Consider the following 19,168-nt stretch of genomic DNA (forward strand, 5'->3'; position numbering starts at 1 on the left):
GCCAGTCCAATGCCCGTTCTCCGACGTCCCGTTCGTGCCTATCTCCGGTCAACCCAAAGCGGACAAATCAAGGCCATTCGTCGCAAGCGGTCAACCCATGTTTTGCAGCGCGCATGGACCCATGCGCGCACCCGCGTACAGACCGAACCGCTCGGGGTAGTGCAAACCGTGCGCAGGCATGGTGCGCCAATAGAAAAGGGCACCAAGAAGCGCCCTTTTCCATCCGTTCAGTAACGCTTTGCGTCAGGCTCAGTCTTCGTCAAGTCCCAGCGCCACAAAGCGTGGATCACCGTTGCGACGCACAAGCAGCAAGAGTGATTTGCGTCCGGCCTCGCGGGCTTCGTCGATCCGGCCCTCGAAATCGGAGATGCTGCTTACCTTGCGTTGTCCCGCTTCGGTAATCAGATCGCCAGCACGCAAGCCCTTTTCATAGGCTTGACTGACCTCGTCCACGTCCTTGACCACAAGACCTTCGGCATTGCTTCCCAGATCAAGCTGCGCGCGCAACTCGTCGTTCAGCACCGAAAGCGTCAGACCAAGAACCTCCGTCTCAGCAGGAGATTCGGGCGTGTTCGCGCCGGGCTGCGCCGCAGGGATCGCACCCTGTGCCTCTTCGCGGCGTCCAAGCGTGATCTTCAGCGTTTCAGATGTGCCTTCGCGGTTCACGACCACGCGCACGGACTTGCCGACCTCGGTGTTGCCGACCTGACGGACCAATTCACGGGTGTCCTCGACCTCGCGGCCATCGAAGCTGACGATCACGTCACCTTGCTTGATGCCGGCTTTCATTGCTGGACCTTCGGGCACGTCGGTGACCAAAGCACCCGCAGTTGTCTCAAGGCCCATCGCCTCGGCGACATCGTCGGTCACGTCCTGAATGCGCACGCCCAACCAGCCACGGCGGGTTTCACCAAATTCCTTCAGTTGATCGACCACGCGGGTGACAACATTGGACGCCATCGAGAATCCGATCCCGATCGAGCCACCATTGGGCGACAGAATGGCCGTATTCACGCCGACGACTTCGCCATCCATATTGAACAGCGGTCCACCGGAATTGCCGCGATTAATGGCAGCATCGGTCTGGATATAGTCGTCATAGGTTCCCGATAGTGCCCGGTTCCGCGCCGAGACAATCCCGGCAGAAACGGAAAAACCCTGCCCCAGCGGATTGCCCATGGCCATGACCCAATCGCCGACCCGCGCGATATCGCTGTCACCGAAACTGACAAATGGCAGCGGTTCATCCGCGTCGACCTTCAGCAGGGCGATGTCGGTGTTGGGATCTGTCCCTACGACAGTGGCGGGCAGTTCCCCACCATTGAAGAATTCGATCGTTACCTCGTCAGCACCATCAATCACATGATTGTTGGTCACGATAAAGCCATCCTCGGAAATCACAAAGCCGGATCCCAGCGCGGATGAACGGCGTGGGCGGTTGCCCTGACCGTTGCGGTCCTGGAATTCACGGAAGAAATCCTCGAAAGGGGAGCCTTCGGGGACAATGCCCCGCGGGCCGCTACGTCCCTCGACCATCGTCGAAGTGGTGATATTGACGACCGCCGGGCTGATACGCTCGGCAAGATCGGCGAAAGTTTCTGGGGCCCCGCGCGCCGCGGCGGCGATCGCCTGCGACATGATCAGCATCACGGTCAGACCGGACAGCCAGATCATTCGGAGGCGGGACCCGGAGATCTGCGTGGTTGCGATTGCCTGTGGTTGCACTCGACTTCTCCTTGTCAGTGACGTGGGATGGTCAATTCCTGCGAACAACCATCTAATGGGGTCAATGTAGGCACAGAATTGCGGAACGCAAACAGCCCGTAGGTCCATCCAAACCCTGTTCAACGCGTTGTGAGAGTCCTTGAGCGCGCTGCGATCAAGGGGTTTGCGTGACTGGACCAGAACATCATTACATTGCCGGGACTTGGAAAAACCGCGTTCGATTTGCAGGCCTTGCATCGCATGCTGACACTACGATGCGCATTGTAACATTTCGATCATCGGGGTCGCCCGTCCGGTGCCAACCCCCACATTTCCGACAGGGCCGGAGCGAATTGTGGCAAATGGCCCCTCGCACCCCTGCCCCATCTTGCCTATAACGCCCCAACAACCAACGGAGTGCCGTCGATGTCGTCTGAATTGTCCGCCAATGACAGGGCCAAGAATGCCGCTGCCCGCCGTGCCGCCGATTTCGTCAAGGATGGGATGCGGGTCGGGCTTGGCACCGGATCAACCGCCGCTTGGCTGGTAAAGTGTCTGGGCGAGAGGGTCCGCGACAACGGATTGAAATTCCGCGGCGTCCCGACATCGACCCGCACCGCCGATCTGGCCCGCGAGGTCGGCATTGAAGTCATTACGCTTGACGAGGCCGGATGGCTGGACGTCACGATCGACGGGGCCGACGAGTTCGACAGCGACTTCAACCTCATCAAGGGCGGCGGCGGCGCATTGTTGCAGGAAAAGATCGTCGCGACGGCAAGCGACAAGATGGTAGTAATCACCGATCCCGCCAAAGAAGTCGCGAGTCTGGGGAAGTTTCCTCTGCCTGTCGAGGTCATCCCCTTCGGGATGCGCACAACAAAGACGCTGATCGAGGATGCGCTGGGGTCAATGGATGTATCGGGCCGCGACGTGACCCTGCGGATGAACGGCGATGCGCCTTATGTGACCGACGAAGGCAACCACATCCTTGATCTGCATCTTGGCCGCATCGGCAACGCGCGTCAAATAGCACTGACCTTGAACCAACTGCCCGGCGTGGTGGAAAATGGCCTGTTCATCGACGTATGTGACGTGGTGGTGATCGGGCACAGCGATGGGACGGTCGATCTGCGCGACATTACGTCGACAATGGCCAAACAGGCCCGACCGGGCACTGAAAAGAACGAAAACCTGTTCAGCGATCTGGACGACTGAACGCGCAGGACGGACTGACCTGCCAGCAAAGAAGTTGAGGCAAGACCGATGGAATTTGACTACGACCTGTTTGTGATCGGCGGCGGCTCTGGCGGGGTGCGCGCAGCGCGCGTCGCAGCCGGAGAGGCCGGTGCGAAAGTGGGGCTGGCCGAAGAAAGCCGTTATGGTGGCACCTGCGTGATCCGGGGCTGTGTCCCCAAGAAGCTGATGGTTTTTGCCAGCGAATACGGTGAGACTGCCAAGGACGCACAGGCCTATGGCTGGAAGATGATGGCAGGCGGGTTCGACTGGCCGACGTTCCGTGACAAGCTGGAGGCAGAGCTTGACCGGCTTGAAGGCGTATACCGCAACCTGCTGGCCAATTCCGGCGTCGAGACCTTTGACATGCGCGCCCGCATCGCCGATCCGCATACGGTGGAACTGTCCGATGGGACGCGCAAGACCGCCAAGCATATCCTGCTGGCTCTGGGCGGCTGGCCGGTCAAACCCGACCTGCCCGGTGCCGAACTGGCGATCACCTCGAACGAGATCTTCCATCTCGACAAGTTGCCGAAACGTCTGCTGATCGTGGGCGGCGGTTATGTCGCGTGTGAATTTGCCGGCATCATGAACGGTCTTGGCGTTCAGACCACGCAGTATTATCGCGGTGCACAGATCCTGCGCGGCTTTGACGAAGAGGCGCGCGGACTGGTCTCCGAAGAAATGATGCAATCCGGCGTCGATCTGCATCTCGGCACCAACGTGCTTGAGATGAAACAGGTCGAGGATGGCATCTGGGTCAAAGGCACAAATGGTTCCGAACGGGTGTTCGATCAGGTGATGTTCGCCACCGGGCGCGCGCCGAACACAACCGATATGGGACTGGAAGATGTCGGTGTCAAACTTGGCCGTCGTGGCGAGATTGAAGTGGACGAGTTTTCGCAAACCTCCGTGCCGTCAATCTATGCGATCGGCGACGTAACGGGCCGGGTAGAACTGACGCCGGTCGCGATCCGCGAGGGCATGGCTTTCGTCGAGACGGTGTTCAAAGGCAATCCCACGCCGGTCGATCACGAGTTGATCCCGACCGCGATTTTCACCCAGCCCGAGATCGGCACCGTTGGCCTGTCCGAAGAGGACGCCCGCGATCAGGAACCGATCGAGGTTTACTGCACCAGTTTCAAACCCATGCAACAGGCCTTTGCAGGCCGCTCTGATCGGGTATTGATGAAGCTGGTCGTCAGCCAGAAAACCCGCAAGGTACTGGGCTGTCACATCGTGGCACCGGGCGCGGGCGAGATGATCCAGATGGCGGGAATCGCCATCAAGATGGGAGCGACCAAAGAAGATTTCGACCGGACCGTGGCAGTACACCCCACCATGTCCGAAGAGATGGTCACAATGCGGCAACCAGTCCGCACAGCTTGAAATTCACACATTCGTTCACAGTTACCCTGTAACCGGTTAGAACGGGCGAAATGATCGAGGAGGTTACGGCACAGATGGCAGGCAACAGTGGCGGCCCGTGGGGCGGCGGCGGACAAGGCGGCGGGAACCGCGGTTCCGATAACGGAAACAATGGCGGTGGCCGACGACCCGGCGACGACGGCTCTCAGCTGCCAGAGATCGACGAGCTGGTCAAAAAAGGACAGGAACAACTGCGCGTCCTGATGGGCGGCAGGGGTGGTCGTGGCAACGGCACCGGCTCTGGTGGTGGCGGTGGGCCAGCGTTCTCTCGCGGCACGGTCGGCATTGCCGCGCTCGCGGCAATCGGTTTGTGGGCGTTCTCCAGCTTTTACACCGTCAAGCCCGAAGAACAGTCGGTCGAGTTGTTCCTTGGCGAATATTCCGCCACCGGCAATTCCGGTCTGAACTTCGCCCCCTGGCCTCTTGTGACCTATGAAGTCATCAACGTCACATCGGAGCGGACCGAGAATATCGGCGACGGGCGTGGTGCCGGCGGCGACGGCCTGATGTTGACCACCGATGCCAATATCGTGGATATCGGGTTTCAGGTGGTCTGGAACATCTCCGACCCCGCAAAAGTGCTGTTCAACATCCGTGATCCTCAGTTGACGGTTCAGGCCGTGTCCGAATCGGTCATGCGTGAGATTATCGCGGCGTCAAACCTGGCACCGATCCTCAACCGCGACCGTGGTCTGATCGCCGATACCGCTTTGGAAAACATCCAGCAGACGCTGGATGAGTATGAAAGCGGCATCAACGTGGTGCGCGTCAACCTTGACCGCGCCGACCCGCCGAACGAGGTGATCGACGCGTTCCGCGAAGTGCAGGCCGCCGAGCAGGAACGCGACCGTTTGCAGCGTCAGGCTGACGCCTATGCCAACCGTGTTCTGGCCGAAGCCCGCGGTGAAGCGGCGCAAACGCTGGAAGAGGCCGAAGGCTATCGCGCCAGCGTGGTCAACCAGGCCATCGGTGAAGCCAGCCGTTTCATCGCCGTTGCAAGCGAGTTCAATCAGGCACCCGAAGTCACCCAGCGACGTCTTTATCTTGAAACCATCGAACGCTCGCTTGGCAAGGTCGACAAGATCATCCTTGACGAAAGCAGCGGCGGCAACGGCCAGGGCGTGTTGCCCTATCTGCCGCTGAACGAATTGCGCCGATCCGGCGCGGGCTCCACTTCCGGAGGGTCGAACTGATGCGTAAATCCGCTTTGCTTGTCCCCGTCATCGCCGTGGTGCTGATTGGGCTTTTCATGTCGCTGTTCATCGTCGATGAACGCGAAAAGGCGCTGGTGCTGCAATTTGGCCAGATCCGTCAGGTTGTCGAGGAACCGGGTCTTGGCTTCAAGGTGCCGCTGATTCAGGAGGTCGTGAAATATGACGATCGCATCCTGTCTCTGGACACCGACACGATCGAGGTGACGCCCTCGGATGACCGCCGGTTGGTCGTCGATGCCTTCGCGCGTTACCGCATTTCCGATGTGGTGCAGTTCCGTCAGGCCGTTGGCGTGGGTGGCATCCGCACCGCCGAGGACCGTCTGTCGGCCATCCTGAACGCGCAGATCCGCGAAGTTCTGGGTGCCGATCAGGTCACCTCTGACACCATCCTGTCGGTTGAGCGCCGCGATCTGGCGGTCCGCATCCGCACTGCGGCCCGGACCCGCGCCGAAAGCCTTGGGCTGGAGATTGTCGATGTTCGGCTGAAGCAGACCAACCTGCCGCAGCAGAACCTTGAGGCCACCTTTGCCCGGATGCGCGCCGAGCGTGAACGCGAAGCCGCCGACGAGATCGCCCGTGGTAACGAGGCCGCGCAGCGTGTGCGCGCGACAGCCGACAGAACCGTGGTGGAAACAGTGTCCAATGCGGAACGTGACGCCGACATCACCCGAGGTGAGGCCGATGCCGAACGAAACCGCGTTTATGCCGAAGCCTTTGGCGACAATACAGAGTTCTTCGCCTTCTATCGCTCGCTCGCCGCATTCGAGCAAACCATGCAGGAACAGAACTCCACACTGGTGATCTCGCCTGACAGTGATCTGCTCAGCCCGATGTTCGGTGCAATCCGGGCGGAAGGTCTGGGTGCGGTGAATGTCGATAACATGGATGTCGAGAAGCTGCGCCAGATGGCCCCCGAAAGTCCGGGTGCGCCAAACTTGCCCGCGCCGATAACCGACGAACCAGAGGCAGATGACCCTGTTCCCGGCGATCCCGTGGAGGGCGCAGACGATGCGCCTGCCGCATCCAATTGATCGAGACGCTGATCCTCGCGATCGGACTCGTGCTCATCGTGGAGGGGCTGGCCTGGTTGCTGGCCCCTTCGCTTATCGAGACCCTGCTGGAAGCCCTGCGCAGTCTGGATATTGACGCGCGCCGCCTGGTCGGCCTTACCGCGATAGCGATCGGGGCGCTGTTCCTGTGGGCCTCGTTCTGGATAGGCACCTGAACGCAGTTTTGTGCCGACGACTGCGCCTTCTATGTCTTGTGTCTGGGCTTAGGTCTCTGGATAGCCCGCAACAAAGGAAACTCGCCATGTTCCTCTCTGTTTTCGAGATGTTCAAACTGGGCATCGGCCCGTCTTCGTCCCACACGATGGGACCGATGGTCGCGGCCGGGCGCTTTCTTGAAACGTTGCGCAATTCGCCTTTTCAAGCGCACGGGTTGCGGGCCAGCCTGCACGGATCGCTGGCACATACCGGGGTCGGCCACGCGACGGACCGCGCCACCGTGCTGGGCCTCGCAGGCTTTGCGCCCGAAACCTATGACCGCGATGCGGCAGACGCCGCCATGGAGCAGATCAGAGACACCAAACAGGTGACACCCGAGGGCTTGCCGCCCATGCAGTTTGATCCGCGCAATGATCTGAAATTTGATTTTGGCCCTGCCCTGCCCGGACATGCCAATGGCATGATCCTGATGGCCACTGATGCGCAAGGAGACGTCTTGCTGCGCGAGACGTTTTATTCCGTCGGCGGCGGTTTTGTTCTGACAGAGGCCGAACTGGCCGAAGGGCAGGACACCGATCGGGGCGACCCCATCCCCTACCCGTTCAAGTCCGCAACCGAGATGCTGCGCATGGCCGACGATAGCGGTCTGAGCATCGCCCAGATGAAACGCGCCAACGAGTTGTCGCGCGGTACGGCCCAAGGGTTGGATGATGGGGTCAAGCGCATCTGGCAGGTGATGAACGACTGCATCGACCGCGGCCTGGAGAGTGACGGCATCCTGCCCGGCGGGCTGAATGTCCGAAGACGCGCGCGGGGCATCCACGACGCGCTACAGGCCGAACGCGGCATGAACCAGTCGGCTCCGCACACGATCAACGACTGGATGAGCATGTATGCAATGGCCGTGAACGAGGAAAACGCCGCCGGCGGCCAGGTTGTCACCGCCCCCACCAACGGTGCTGCTGGCGTGGTGCCGGCGACAATTCGGTATTGGCTGGACCATGTGCCGGGGGCCATGACGTCCAAGATCCCCGACTTTCTGCTGACTGCGGCTGCGATTGGCGGTCTGGTCAAGTATAACGCCTCTATTTCTGGTGCAGAAGCGGGATGCCAGGCCGAGGTCGGCAGCGCCTCTGCCATGGCTGCGGCCGGCTTATGCGCCGTCATGGGCGGCACGCCCGCGCAGATAGAGAACGCCGCAGAGATCGCGTTGGAGCATCACCTTGGCATGACCTGCGATCCGGTGAAGGGTCTTGTTCAGGTTCCGTGTATCGAGCGGAACGGGCTGGGGGCCGTCAAGGCCGTCACCGCGGCCAGTCTGGCGATCCGGGGCGATGGGACGCATCTGGTGCCGCTTGATGCCTGTATCGAAACAATGCGCCAGACTGGCCAGGACATGGCCGACAAGTACAAGGAAACCTCGCTGGGTGGTTTGGCCGTAAACGTCCCCAATTGCTAAGGGTGCGGCCCCGCAATTTGACCGTCTCTTGCCTGCATTTTGGCAGGGGGCAGAACAGAATGTGACGCACACGCATAAAGAAATCACCACACGCAATAGATGAAATCAGATTGCCAAGTTCAACATCTCCGCTTAGTTTGGCTGGATGATGGACAGACCCCTGCTTGGTATCGGGCTCATGCTCGGTTTTTGTGTAGTGGCCCCCATGGGCGATGCGGTAGCCAAGTTGCTTGGCGGCGTGGTCCCGATCGGGGAGCTTCTGTTGGTACGTTTCGGCGTACAGGCGCTGGTGCTGATCCCATTGATCGCCATGACCGGACGGCCTTGGCGTATGCGTGGACGCGTTTTGCGCCTGACGTTCCTGCGCACCATTCTGCATGCGTTCGGCATTGCAATGATGTTCACTGCATTGATTTACCTGCCGCTCGCCGATGCCGTGGCAATTGCGTTTGTGATGCCCTTCCTGATGATGATTCTCGGCCATTATGTTCTGGATGAAGAGATCGGCTGGCGACGGATGGTTGCCTGTGCAGTCGGTTTCATAGGCACGCTGTTGGTCGTCCAGCCCAGCTTTCAAGAGGTCGGCTGGCCAGCCTTGCTGCCACTTGGCGTGGCCCTGAACTTTGCCTGTTTCATGCTGGTCACACGGCAGATCGCCAAAGAGGTTGATCCGATCGGGTTGCAAGCCGTCAGCGGAGTCATGGCTGTCGCAATGATCGCCCCCGCGCTTTTGTTGTTCGGTGGCATTTCCGGCTCTGCCTTCACATGGGTGACCCCGACGATGAACACTTGGGTGTTGCTTCTGGGAATCGGCCTGCTGGGGACGCTGGCGCATCTTCTGATGACATGGTCCCTGCGCTACGCACCCTCGGCCACGCTTGCGCCCATGCAGTATCTGGAAATCCCCTTTGCAACGCTTATCGGTTGGCTGATTTTCAGCGACCTGCCCAATGCGCTGGCATCCGTCGGCATCCTGATCACCATGGCCGCCGGCCTCTATATCGTCGTGCGCGAACGGAACCTCAGCCGATTACGCCCCACGCCTCCAGGACCGGCGCAAATCCGCTCCGCGGCAGAATAACCAGCATACCGGGGCCGTCCGTCTCCAGTTCGACGGGTCCGGTGACTTCGTTGGACGTGCCAATACGCCCGTCAGGTGCAAAGTCGAGACCGTCAATGGGCCATCGCAGCCCGCTGCTGCGGCCTGTTACAGCGCCCATCGGAAACAGGGAAAACCGACTGCCCAATGGCAGGTCCAACGCGATATGTCGCGGCGCAGCAAAGACGATATCCACCGCCCCGACCAACAGACATTGCCCGTCATGCCGCGCCAGCACTGACAGAACCGCGACCTGGTGATCCAACCGCGCCCCAAGAAACCCGGCACACAGGACGGCGGGCGCTTCGATACTGCGCAGACATTTTTCGAAATCCGTGCTGTCCTGTTCGCTGACATGGTGCAGGCGTTCCGGCGGAATCGAAGCCTTCGCCGCATCTGACAGTGAATCAAAATCGCCAATCACCGCGTCGGGCAAAATGTCGCAGCCTAGCGCCACATCAGCGCCACTATCTGCTGCTACCACTTTTGGCGCGTGTCTGAGGCATTCGCGAAAAACAATTTCGTCGTGGTCACCGCCACCAACCAGCGTAACTGGTTCGGCACTATGTAATATCTTTTTGTTCATGTCATTTAATGGCGTTTTTGGAAACAGAACACAATATGGCCGCTAAATCGTTGATTTAAAGGCACAGGTTAGGGCCGTTCAAGGCCGCAATTGCATGTCAGATATTCTTCTGGCCGCACGACAAAGGTGAAATGCGCATGGCAGAGAAAGATAGCACGCATGCTGTTTCCAATGGGGCATTCACCTGCCGGATTGAAGGTTTTGACAGACCTGCCGACATCGTCCGCCTGATAGACCGATATCTCAAACAGCGCTCCGGCTCCTTGGATCCAGACCTGAGGCAACCGGATCCACAGATGCTTGCCAAGATTGTCGGGTGCACAATCGGCTCAGCCGTCCGCGCCTATACGCGCAACGGTGTCACTGTATTATCCCCCTCTGCGGTATCGCCAAAAAAACACCAAGCTCCAGCAGACGCAGTTGCCCTCGCTCGCGTGTTGAAGATCAAGCGCACAAATTTCAAGAGGATTGTCGCCACAGGACAGCTTGAAGAAGTCACCGAGGCGAGCGTTTCGCCGACACGCGCAGACTCTGGGCGGCCTCCCGAAACGGGCACGCAAGCGCGTGCATTGCTGACCGAACAACAGGTAGGCGACGCCCCCCATGGAAACCTGTCCAGACTGATCAGCAAAACCAATGACGAAATGGGGAAGGCCGGTGGACCGCATGGGCGCAAAGCCATTGAGCATCTTCGTGCCGCGGTGGCAGCGACCAAGGCCGGGCTTGGCATGTCCAGAACCGCAAGGAATGACATGCGCGAACAAGAACAGAATTATCGGCAGGATTTGGCAAAGGAGGTACGAACGCGCAGCGTACCGACGGCTCCCGACGACATTGTCGGCCTCTGCAACCCGTCTAAGCGCCACGCCAAATTGGTGCTGGAGGTCGAACAACAAATCAAACCGTCATGCCGAACACCCCCGTCGCGCAATGATCTGACCCGAACGCCTGCCCCGTCAGTATCTGATCCCAGGCAAAAGAAGATCAATCATATTGACCGCACCACAACTTTCGCCGCGTTCGTCAGCGAGGTGAACGCCATCAATCTGCCGGACTTGATGGAAGCCGCAACCGTTTATTTGACTTTCGTCGAGGGGCACGCCCAATTTTCGCGACGTCAACTCATGTCCAGACTTCGCACGGCAACACACACAGATTACAGTCTAACAGACCGGTTGCAGTGTCTCTCTCGGCTGCTTGAGAAAGACAAGATCAGGAAGCTGGATTGCGGAATGTTCAAGGTCACAGATCAGAACAAATACGTTCCGGTCATTCGACACACCGGGTAGGACCGTCCGGCAAGGCAACAATCTCGACATACAGCGCCGCCAAGCGCGGATACCGGCGATACAGCCAGAAAGCAGCCTTCGCCCGTTGCATTCTTGCGTCGCAGGCATAGCTACATGTTGAACAACACCACAAATAAGAAACCATAAACCAAAATCGAGCGTTGCCATCCGCGAGCCTACGCGACCAGCAATGCCATTCACACGGCAGATCAGCCCCAATATCTGCAAGAAAGGATACAATCGTGATACAATCGAGCAGCCAGAACCGGAAATTCGTTCTGGCAGAGCGCCCCAAAGGCGCGCCTGACGAAAACACATTGCGTCTGGAAACCGTCGATCTTCCGACACCGGGCAAGGGCGAGATGCTGCTTCGGAACGAATATCTGTCGCTTGACCCCTATATGCGCGGCCGGATGAGCGATGCGCCCTCTTACGCCGCCCCGGTAGAAATCGGCGAGGTGATGATCGGCGGCACCGTGGCGCAAGTGCTAAGCTCGGACGTGACCGGGTTTGAAAAGGATGATTGGGTTGTCGCCTTTGGCGGGTGGCAGGACTATGCCCTGTCCGACGGCAAAGGCGTTATCAATATGGGCAAATCGCCCGAAAACCCGTCCTGGGCACTTGGCGTTCTGGGGATGCCGGGATTGACCGCCTGGGCAGGCCTGACGCAAATCGGGCAGCCCAAGAAGGGCGAAACCCTTGTCGTCGCCGGTGCCAGCGGTCCGGTGGGTGCCACGGTTGGACAGATCGGCAAGATCCTTGGCCTGCGCGTTGTCGGCATCGCCGGCGGGTCCGAAAAATGCGCGCATGTTGTCGACACGCTGGGGTTTGATGCCTGTATCGACTACAAGGCCGAGGGTTTTCCGGACGCTCTGAAAACCGCTGTGCCAGACGGCATCGACATCTACTTCGAAAATGTCGGCGGCGCGGTTTTCGATGCGGTGTTTCCCCTGCTGAACACCCTGGCACGCATTCCGGTCTGCGGTTTGATCAGCCAATATAACGCAATCTCTCTGCCGGATGGCCCGGACCGTCTGAACCAGTTGTTGGGGACCATCCTGCGCAAGCGGATGACTGTGCGCGGCTTCATCGTTTTTGACGATTTCGGACCGTATTATCCGGAGTTTGCGAAACAGATGGGCGATTGGGTGAAGTCGGGCAAGATCAAATATCGCGAAGAAGTCATCACCGGTTTGGAACAGGCACCCGCCGCGTTCATTGGGTTGTTGAAGGGCGAGGCTTTCGGCAAGCGCGTCGTCAAGCTGAGCGACTGAAACAATCCAAAAGGCAATGACCAATGAAAATTCTGATGGTTCTGACATCGCACGACAAATTGGGCGATACGGGCAACAAGACCGGCTTCTGGCTCGAAGAATTCGCGGCCCCCTATTATGTGTTCAAGGATGCGGGCGCGGAGATCACGCTCGCATCGCCCAAGGGCGGGCAGCCGCCACTTGACCCCGGCAGCGATACCGAGGAAGCGCAAACCGACGCCACCAAACGCTTCAAGGCTGACGAGGCGGCCCAGAAACATCTCGCCACCACCGAAGTTCTGTCGTCTGTCTCTGCCGACGGATTTGACGCGATCTTCTATCCCGGCGGTCACGGGCCGCTATGGGATCTGGCCGAAGACGCGGACAGCAAGGCGTTGATTGAAACCTTTGCCTCCGGCGATCGCCCGGTCGGTGCCGTATGCCATGCGCCGGGCGTGTTTAAGCATGTCAAAGACGCTGACGGCAAACCGTTTGTGGCTGGCAAGACCGTGACCGGGTTCACCAATACAGAGGAAGAGGCCGTTGGTCTGACCGACGTCGTTCCCTTTCTGGTTGAGGATATGCTGACTGCCAATGGTGGCACCTACAAGAAGGGCGATGACTGGGCGTCGTTTGTTGTCACCGACGGCAAGCTTGTGACCGGCCAGAACCCCGCCTCTTCGGAAGAGGCCGCGCAGAAGTTGCTGGCGCTGCTTTAGAAACACTTGTCGGGGCCGTCACACGTTGGCGGCCCTCGAACCGCATCGTCTCCACGCACTGCGCGAAGACATGCCGTCGCTTTACTGCCGGTCAAGAATCCAGCCAGCCGCTTTTTCGGCAATCATCAAGGTGGGTGAGTTGGTGTTGCCGCTGGTAATCGCCGGCATCACGCTGGCATCGACGACGCGCAGTCCTGTCACGCCTTTAAGGCGCAGATGTGGGTCCAGCACGGCTGACGGGTCGTCCTTTCTGCCCATCTTTACCGTCCCCACGGGATGAAAAATTGTGGACGCTATATCGCCTGCAAGCTTTGTCAGATCGTCGTCACTTTGAAATTGGATACCCGGTTTGAATTCTTCCGGCTGATAGGCGGCCATGGCCGGCTGCGACATGATCTGACGCACCTGCCGCAGGCTTTGCGCGGCAACCTTTCGGTCTGCTTCCGTGTCCAGATAATTTGGCGAAATCACGGGTGTGTCACGAAAATCCGCTGACCGGATATGGATTTTCCCCCGGCTGGTCGGGTTCAGGTTGCACACGCTTACCGTCACTGCGGGGAAGGCGTGCAGTGGTTCGCCAAAGGCCTCAAGGCTTAGCGGTTGCACATGATATTCAAGGTTCGGGTAAGGCTGGTCCGGGTCCGACCGGGTGAACGCCCCCAACTGGCTGGGCGACATGCTCATCGGGCCGGACCGCCTGAACAAGTATTCAAGCGCGATCGTCCCCTTGCCAAAAAGCGTGCTTGTGAGTGCATTCAGTGTCTTGGTGCCCTTGACCTTATAGACCGCGCGGATCTGCAAATGGTCTTGCAAGTTTTCGCCTACCGCGGGCGCGTCCAGCACCACGTCAATACCGTGCGAACGTAACAGACCGCCCGGACCGACGCCCGACAGTTGCAGGATCTGCGGTGAATTGACCGCGCCCGCTGACAGCACCACCTCGCGCGCGGCACTGACCGAAACCGCTGTGCCGCCCTTGTTCACCACGACACCGCTACAGCGCGGTCGCCCATCCGCGGCATTCTCAAATGTCAGCCTCTCGACCTGCGCCGATGTCCAGACCGTCAGATTGGGGCGCGTCTTGGCCGGACGCAGAAACGCCTTCGATGTGTTCCACCGCCAGCCGGACCGCTGGTTGACGTCGAAATAGCCGACGCCCGCATTGTCGCCGCTGTTGAAATCATCGGTCCGCGCAATGCCCGTCTGCTCTGCCGCGTCGGCAAAACTGTCCAACACATCCCAACGCAAGCGTTGCTTTTCAATGCGCCATTCGCCGCCATGGCCGTGCATGTCGGAAAATCGGCTATTGTCGCCGGTCTGCGGATCGGCACCGTCATCCAGCCTGTAGTGATCCTCATGGGCCTTGAAGTCCCGCAAAGAGTTTTCCCAGTTCCATTCGTCATCGCCGGTCAGTTCGGCCCAGTTGTCGTAATCCCGCGCCTGACCGCGCATGTAGATCATGCCATTGATCGACGAACATCCGCCAAGGGTCTTGCCGCGCGGATAAAGCAGACTGCGCCCGTTCAGCCCCGGTTCCGGCTCTGTCTTGTACATCCAGTCCGCACGCGGATTGCCGATACAATAAAGATACCCGACAGGGATATGGATCCACGGATAGGTATCCGCCTTGCCCGCCTCAAGCAGCAGCACCTGATTGTTGCGATCCGCGCTTAACCTGTTGGCCAGCAGACACCCTGCCGACCCCGCGCCGACAATGATATAGTCGAAAATCATGTTGCTCCCTGCCTCCGGACCTTTGGGACGTCATGCTAAGCGGGTTGCGCCTGTCGGGAAACTTTGAACGACTTTCTTGTGACGCTTTGGAGGCTGGTCAAGCGACCACCCCGCCGCAATATTGTCGAAACAAAATAGGCTCAATTCGCAAGCGCCCCACCGTAAAGGCGTAGCGCGTTGTTCATTCTGATACCTGCCGCTTCCGAAGGGCTATAGGCAGATAAAAACCGGTCGCAGGTCGCGATCCAGTTTGGCAGTCCCATACCAGTGTTGCAGACCGGCCAATCGCTTCCCCAGACAACGCGTTCGGGGCCGAAGATGTCGATCACGCGGCGCATATACGGGAATATCACCGCGTCGGTCTGTTGGTCTTGGCGCGCGTTCGCGGTTATGCCCGACAGTTTGATGGCCACGGACTCTAGCCCTTTGAAGCGGGCAAGCGCGTCGGCCCAAGCGTCAAACCGGTCCCCTGCAATGTCCGGATTTCCACAATGATTGAGGATGAAACGCATCGACGGATTTGCCTGTGCCAAATCAAGTCCGATCCGAAGCTGATCGGCACGCAAGCACAGTTCGAACGGATAGTCGCGCCGCCCCATCAGCGCCAGATTTGCGCGAAATACCGGATCATCCGAAACGGTGTCCGGCACAACATGCAGAATCTGGCGAAAGGCCCGGACCCCAAGATCCCCGCATTCATCCAACCAGGTCTCGAAATCGCGCTCGGCAAGGCGGCATGACGCGATCTGCCCGGCAAAGCGGCCTTGTTCGATTTGACCGGCAATGTAACGCGCTTCGTCCTTGTAATCCGCATCATCGACGCCGGTTTCCATGAAAAACGATTGCGCGACTGTGCCGGTCGTGTCGGCGGCATAGTCGTCAAGCGTGAAACTCCGGTTCTCCAGCTCTGCGATACCACTGGTCCATGCGTAGCCCAGCCGGTTCCTAAGGATAAGATGTTGATGTGTATCGGCATAATTCATTGCTTGAAATCCTGCTTTGCGCCTTGGTCGAACGACAACCCTGAACGCTCATTTACTGCGGGCGAGCTTCTTGGCATACCACGGGCCAAGCTCGCGTTCGGCTGCTATCAATGTCTCGACGTTCAGCATCCGGGTCAACAGCGCCCGGTTGACGGCGCGTGTGCGTTTATTGAATGCCCCGCCTTCATCATCGACCTCCAGCTTTTGATAGAGCGACAACAGGCGATTCTGGACAGAGCGCAAAGACATCGCCCGGCGATCCGCAATCAGCTTGTCCGTCAACCCCAGTGCCAGATCGACCAGAACCGAGAACTCGCTTTCCGTCAGGGTACTGCGCGGGGTGGTTGCGCGTTGATGATAGCGGTTGATCTCGCGGTCAACCATGATCTGCCCCTCGATCAGCACCGCCCGCAAGGCCAGACCCAGCCGGTTTGTCGATGTCGTCTTGAGGACATATCCGTAGGCGCTCGTCTCTGGCACAATTGTGGTGATGCCGCGCAGATAGGCCTCGTCGGCGTAATTTGACCAGAACAGAATGCGGGTTTCGGGATGCGCGGCCCAAATCGTGCGCGCAGCCTCTACCCCGTTACGGCCCGGCATTTGCAAGTCCAGAATGACCGCCGGATACTCGCCGGACTTTGCCTCTTCCTCGCCTTCGCCACCATTCGCGACATGGGTGATCTCGCTGACTTCGGGTAGGATTTCGCCGACCGTCTCAACCATGAAACTGGCGTGAAACTGGTCGTCCTCTACAATCAACAGCTTCATGTCGGAACCCCGATCTGCGCGGATTGCGGTACGGTCAGCGTCACGGATGTTCCGCCATGATCCGTTATTTTCAAATCCGCGAGGATCAGGCGCGCGCGTGTTTCCATATGCATCAGGCCTGACTGCCGGGTGCCGGGACGCCTTGCAAAGCCACGGCCGTTATCGCGGACGCTGATCGTCAGCGCCCCCGCTGCGTCATCGCCAATCGTGACGACAATATTGCTGGCGTCGGAATGGCTGACGGCATTGTTGATCGCCTCTTGCGTGATCCTGTAGATCGCGGTGCGCACCGTCGAACACATCGCATCAATATCAACGCTGGTGCAGTTCTCGACCGTGGTTGTCAGCGTTTCTGCGCCCCCCCTATCGGCCGACGCCGCCTTTTGCAGATGGGTGGACACCGCATGGCTGAACCCAAACAGTTCAAGCTGCGATGGCACCGCCTCGTCGATGATGCGCCGCAGATCGTGGATGCAGGTTGTCAGCGTGTCGCCCAGATAGGTCCGGTCGATGTCCTGCGCCTCGTTCGTCACGACCCGCAGCAACCGGGTCAAATCGGCAAGCGTCTGGTCGTGCAGGTCCATGCCGATACGCTGACGTTCCTGTTCCAGCGCCTGCGTCAGACTGGACGCGCCCTGCCGCAAGCCCTCTTCGCGCGATTGCATCTCGGATCGCGCCTGCGCATCGCGCTGCGCCTTCTCGATCGCGCGCAAGGCGTGAAAATAGGGGGCCAGCAAGTCGGCCAGATGCTGGGCGAAATGCAAGGTTTCTTCGTCAAACCGATCCGCCTGACTGTGCGAGATGTTCAGCGTGCCGATCAATTGCCCCATCACCTTCATGCCGACATGCACGCGCGACCGCAGATTGTGGTTGAAAATCGGCTCGCTGGCGCTGTTCGGAAAGATCTGGCGCGGATCAAGCATCGCGTCTGCGCAGATCATATGGTCCAGCTTGCCTGTCAGGACGTCGCGCACCGGCGAGTTGATCAGCCGGGCACGCCGCCGCGACCAACGAGTCTGGATGCCGACCTCGTATGAGACAAGCCAATCCTGCCCGTCGATCATACAGATATCGAAATGCGTGAAGGGCAGCACGGCGGCCACTTCCTGCGCCACCGCGGACAAGGCTGACTGAATCTCGGTCACACGGGCCAGGTGGTTGGAGATACGAAGGAAAATATCCCTGTGATGCGCGTTGGGGTCCGCCGATGTGGTCAGCTCGTTCATGTTTCCTCCCGGCGCGGGGCGCGCGCCTTCCCATGGGCTAGCCTAGCGTGGATCGCGGCAGCTGAGAACCGGAATGCCCGCAGCTAAATTGCGGGAACCCGCAACAGGTTTGCGGCTTGTGCGCTTTACATGCGGTCGCCGCATCGCGAGCATGTGGCGAGGTGGTCAGCCCAGAGGAAGGCTGCCCGCTTGCCAGACGCGCGGCATCAATGATCGCGCCATGACCGGGAGGAGACCCAAAATGAAATCACTGCTGCTGAGCGCGGCGGCCATCGCCATGGCTGCGCCCGCCGTATTTGCCGATACTTCCGATAAACGCATCGCTCTGTCCAACAACTATGCCGGCAATTCATGGCGTCAGGCCATGTTGCAATCCTGGGAAGACGTCTCGGAATCTGCCGTGTCGTCCGGGACGGTCGCGGCGGCAGACGCGTTCACCACATCCGAAAATCAGGCCACCGAACAGGCCGCGCAGATCCAGAACATGATCCTTCAGGGCTATGACGCCATCGTGGTGAATGCCGCGTCCCCCACAGCCCTGAACGGGGCGATCAAGGAAGCCTGCGATGCGGGCCTCACGGTCGTGTCTTTCGACGGCATCGTGACAGAACCTTGCGCCTGGCGGATCGCTGTCGATTTCGCTGAAATGGGCCGTTTGCAGGTTGAATATCTTGCAAGCCGCATCCCAGACGGTGGCAACCTGCTGGAATTGCGCGGCCTTGCGGGCGTGTTTGTCGATGACGAAATCTCTGCCGGCATCCACAAAGGTGTCGAGGAAAACCCACAGTTCGAGATTGTCGGCTCGGTGCATGGTGACTGGGCGCAGGACGTGGCGCAGAAGGCGGTTGCCGGCATCCTGCCATCGCTGCCCGAAATCGTCGGTGTCGCCACGCAGGGTGGCGACGGTTACGGCACGGCACAGGCCTTTGCCGCCGCCGGTCGCGACACGCCGCTGATCGTTCTGGGCAACCGTCAGGACGAAATGGCCTGGTGGGCAGAGCAGCACGCCGAGACCGGCTATGAAACCCTGTCGGTCTCGATTGCTCCGGGTGTTGCCTCGCTGGCCTTCTGGGTCGCGCAACAGGTGCTGGACGGGGCCGACGTGCCCAAGGATCTGAACGTGCCGTTCCTCAAGGTGACGCAAGACACGCTTGAGGAAACGCTTGCAGCCACGCCCGAAGGGTCGGTCGCCACGACGGATTATAGCCTTGACGACGCCAAAGCCGTTATCGCCGAAGCGAAGTAAC

General features: G+C 59.5%; 17 protein-coding genes. 11 read left to right on the top strand and 6 right to left on the bottom strand.

What is annotated here, in order from left to right; translation table 11 throughout:
* Positions 1–249 precede the first annotated feature (249 nt).
* Positions 250–1,674, bottom strand: coding sequence for a DegQ family serine endoprotease (locus DMZ65_RS12185; RefSeq protein WP_116599163.1), 1,425 nt, complete (start codon positions 1,672–1,674; stop codon positions 250–252).
* A gap of 456 nt (positions 1,675–2,130) precedes the next feature.
* Between DMZ65_RS12185 and rpiA the strand changes: the two genes are divergently transcribed.
* The 7 genes from rpiA (at position 2,131) to DMZ65_RS12220 (ending at position 9,345) form a co-directional block, all read left to right on the top strand.
* Positions 2,131–2,919, top strand: coding sequence for a ribose-5-phosphate isomerase RpiA (gene rpiA / locus DMZ65_RS12190; protein WP_116599164.1), 789 nt, complete (start codon positions 2,131–2,133; stop codon positions 2,917–2,919).
* Between the two features lie 48 nt (positions 2,920–2,967).
* Positions 2,968–4,326, top strand: a complete 1,359-nt coding sequence (gene gor, locus DMZ65_RS12195) for a glutathione-disulfide reductase (protein ID WP_116599165.1) — start codon at positions 2,968–2,970, stop codon at positions 4,324–4,326.
* Between the two features lie 74 nt (positions 4,327–4,400).
* Positions 4,401–5,558 (top strand): FtsH protease activity modulator HflK, encoded by a 1,158-nt coding sequence (gene hflK, locus DMZ65_RS12200; protein WP_116599231.1) that lies wholly within the window; start codon positions 4,401–4,403, stop codon positions 5,556–5,558.
* The gene (hflC, locus tag DMZ65_RS12205; protein ID WP_116599166.1) at positions 5,558–6,610 is read left to right on the top strand and encodes a protease modulator HflC; all 1,053 of its coding nucleotides are present in this window, start codon (positions 5,558–5,560) and stop codon (positions 6,608–6,610) included. The genes hflK and hflC overlap by 1 nt, the downstream gene beginning before the upstream one ends.
* Positions 6,607–6,804 carry a DUF2065 domain-containing protein gene (locus DMZ65_RS12210; protein ID WP_438942726.1) on the top strand — a complete coding sequence of 66 codons (198 nt, stop codon included), beginning with the start codon at positions 6,607–6,609 and terminating at the stop codon, positions 6,802–6,804. Before hflC ends, DMZ65_RS12210 begins: the two co-directional genes overlap by 4 nt.
* Before the next feature lie 86 nt (positions 6,805–6,890).
* On the top strand, positions 6,891–8,264 hold the full coding sequence (locus DMZ65_RS12215) for an L-serine ammonia-lyase (protein WP_116599167.1): 1,374 nt from the start codon (positions 6,891–6,893) through the stop codon (positions 8,262–8,264).
* A 145-nt stretch (positions 8,265–8,409) separates the two neighbouring features.
* Positions 8,410–9,345 (top strand): DMT family transporter, encoded by a 936-nt coding sequence (locus DMZ65_RS12220; RefSeq protein ID WP_232824985.1) that lies wholly within the window; start codon positions 8,410–8,412, stop codon positions 9,343–9,345.
* On the opposite strand, the gene DMZ65_RS12225 is transcribed toward DMZ65_RS12220, so the two are convergent.
* Entirely contained in the window at positions 9,287–9,949 is a 663-nt protein-coding gene (locus tag DMZ65_RS12225; protein WP_116599168.1) for a thiamine diphosphokinase, read from the bottom strand. The genes DMZ65_RS12220 and DMZ65_RS12225 overlap by 59 nt on opposite strands.
* 137 nt (positions 9,950–10,086) lie before the next feature.
* Here DMZ65_RS12225 and DMZ65_RS12235 point away from each other — a divergent pair, with 137 nt between their 5' ends.
* From DMZ65_RS12235 to DMZ65_RS12245, 3 genes are all read left to right on the top strand, one after another.
* Positions 10,087–11,238 carry a hypothetical protein gene (locus DMZ65_RS12235; protein WP_157960619.1) on the top strand — a complete coding sequence of 384 codons (1,152 nt, stop codon included), beginning with the start codon at positions 10,087–10,089 and terminating at the stop codon, positions 11,236–11,238.
* Positions 11,239–11,480: 242 nt separating this feature from the next.
* Positions 11,481–12,512: an NADPH-dependent curcumin/dihydrocurcumin reductase gene (gene curA / locus DMZ65_RS12240; RefSeq protein WP_116599171.1), complete on the top strand. Its 1,032-nt coding sequence runs from the start codon at positions 11,481–11,483 to the stop codon at positions 12,510–12,512.
* A gap of 23 nt (positions 12,513–12,535) precedes the next feature.
* Positions 12,536–13,210, top strand: coding sequence for a type 1 glutamine amidotransferase domain-containing protein (locus tag DMZ65_RS12245; protein WP_116599172.1), 675 nt, complete (start codon positions 12,536–12,538; stop codon positions 13,208–13,210).
* A gap of 81 nt (positions 13,211–13,291) precedes the next feature.
* On the opposite strand, the gene DMZ65_RS12250 is transcribed toward DMZ65_RS12245, so the two are convergent.
* The 4 genes from DMZ65_RS12250 to DMZ65_RS12265 all read right to left on the bottom strand — a co-directional run bounded on the left by DMZ65_RS12250 (position 13,292) and on the right by DMZ65_RS12265 (position 17,921).
* Positions 13,292–14,944 carry a GMC family oxidoreductase gene (locus DMZ65_RS12250; RefSeq protein ID WP_116599173.1) on the bottom strand — a complete coding sequence of 551 codons (1,653 nt, stop codon included), beginning with the start codon at positions 14,942–14,944 and terminating at the stop codon, positions 13,292–13,294.
* A 140-nt stretch (positions 14,945–15,084) separates the two neighbouring features.
* Positions 15,085–15,927 carry an amidohydrolase family protein gene (locus DMZ65_RS12255; protein WP_116599174.1) on the bottom strand — a complete coding sequence of 281 codons (843 nt, stop codon included), beginning with the start codon at positions 15,925–15,927 and terminating at the stop codon, positions 15,085–15,087.
* Between the two features lie 48 nt (positions 15,928–15,975).
* Entirely contained in the window at positions 15,976–16,695 is a 720-nt protein-coding gene (locus DMZ65_RS12260) for a response regulator transcription factor (protein WP_116599175.1), read from the bottom strand.
* Positions 16,692–17,921, bottom strand: a complete 1,230-nt coding sequence (locus DMZ65_RS12265; protein WP_116599176.1) for a GAF domain-containing sensor histidine kinase — start codon at positions 17,919–17,921, stop codon at positions 16,692–16,694. The genes DMZ65_RS12260 and DMZ65_RS12265 overlap by 4 nt, the downstream gene beginning before the upstream one ends.
* Positions 17,922–18,162: 241 nt before the next feature.
* Here DMZ65_RS12265 and DMZ65_RS12270 point away from each other — a divergent pair, with 241 nt between their 5' ends.
* Positions 18,163–19,167, top strand: a complete 1,005-nt coding sequence (locus DMZ65_RS12270) for an ABC transporter substrate-binding protein (protein ID WP_198662685.1) — start codon at positions 18,163–18,165, stop codon at positions 19,165–19,167.
* Position 19,168: the final 1 nt, after the last annotated feature.

The organism is Primorskyibacter marinus (assembly GCF_003313245.1).
Lineage (GTDB): Bacteria > Pseudomonadota > Alphaproteobacteria > Rhodobacterales > Rhodobacteraceae > Primorskyibacter > Primorskyibacter marinus.

Excerpts from the sequence above, each read along its gene's own strand:
- DMZ65_RS12185 (WP_116599163.1), bottom strand. The coding sequence starts at position 1,674 with ATGATCTGGCTGTCCGGTCTGACCGTGATGCTGATCATGTCGCAGGCG.
- rpiA (WP_116599164.1), top strand. The coding sequence starts at position 2,131 with ATGTCGTCTGAATTGTCCGCCAATGACAGGGCCAAGAATGCCGCTGCC.
- gor (WP_116599165.1), top strand. The coding sequence starts at position 2,968 with ATGGAATTTGACTACGACCTGTTTGTGATCGGCGGCGGCTCTGGCGGG.
- hflK (WP_116599231.1), top strand. The coding sequence starts at position 4,401 with ATGGCAGGCAACAGTGGCGGCCCGTGGGGCGGCGGCGGACAAGGCGGC.
- hflC (WP_116599166.1), top strand. The coding sequence starts at position 5,558 with ATGCGTAAATCCGCTTTGCTTGTCCCCGTCATCGCCGTGGTGCTGATT.
- DMZ65_RS12215 (WP_116599167.1), top strand. The coding sequence starts at position 6,891 with ATGTTCCTCTCTGTTTTCGAGATGTTCAAACTGGGCATCGGCCCGTCT.
- DMZ65_RS12220 (WP_232824985.1), top strand. The coding sequence starts at position 8,410 with ATGATGGACAGACCCCTGCTTGGTATCGGGCTCATGCTCGGTTTTTGT.
- DMZ65_RS12225 (WP_116599168.1), bottom strand. The coding sequence starts at position 9,949 with ATGAACAAAAAGATATTACATAGTGCCGAACCAGTTACGCTGGTTGGT.
- DMZ65_RS12235 (WP_157960619.1), top strand. The coding sequence starts at position 10,087 with ATGGCAGAGAAAGATAGCACGCATGCTGTTTCCAATGGGGCATTCACC.
- DMZ65_RS12245 (WP_116599172.1), top strand. The coding sequence starts at position 12,536 with ATGAAAATTCTGATGGTTCTGACATCGCACGACAAATTGGGCGATACG.
- DMZ65_RS12250 (WP_116599173.1), bottom strand. The coding sequence starts at position 14,944 with ATGATTTTCGACTATATCATTGTCGGCGCGGGGTCGGCAGGGTGTCTG.
- DMZ65_RS12255 (WP_116599174.1), bottom strand. The coding sequence starts at position 15,927 with ATGAATTATGCCGATACACATCAACATCTTATCCTTAGGAACCGGCTG.
- DMZ65_RS12260 (WP_116599175.1), bottom strand. The coding sequence starts at position 16,695 with ATGAAGCTGTTGATTGTAGAGGACGACCAGTTTCACGCCAGTTTCATG.
- DMZ65_RS12265 (WP_116599176.1), bottom strand. The coding sequence starts at position 17,921 with ATGAACGAGCTGACCACATCGGCGGACCCCAACGCGCATCACAGGGAT.
- DMZ65_RS12270 (WP_198662685.1), top strand. The coding sequence starts at position 18,163 with ATGAAATCACTGCTGCTGAGCGCGGCGGCCATCGCCATGGCTGCGCCC.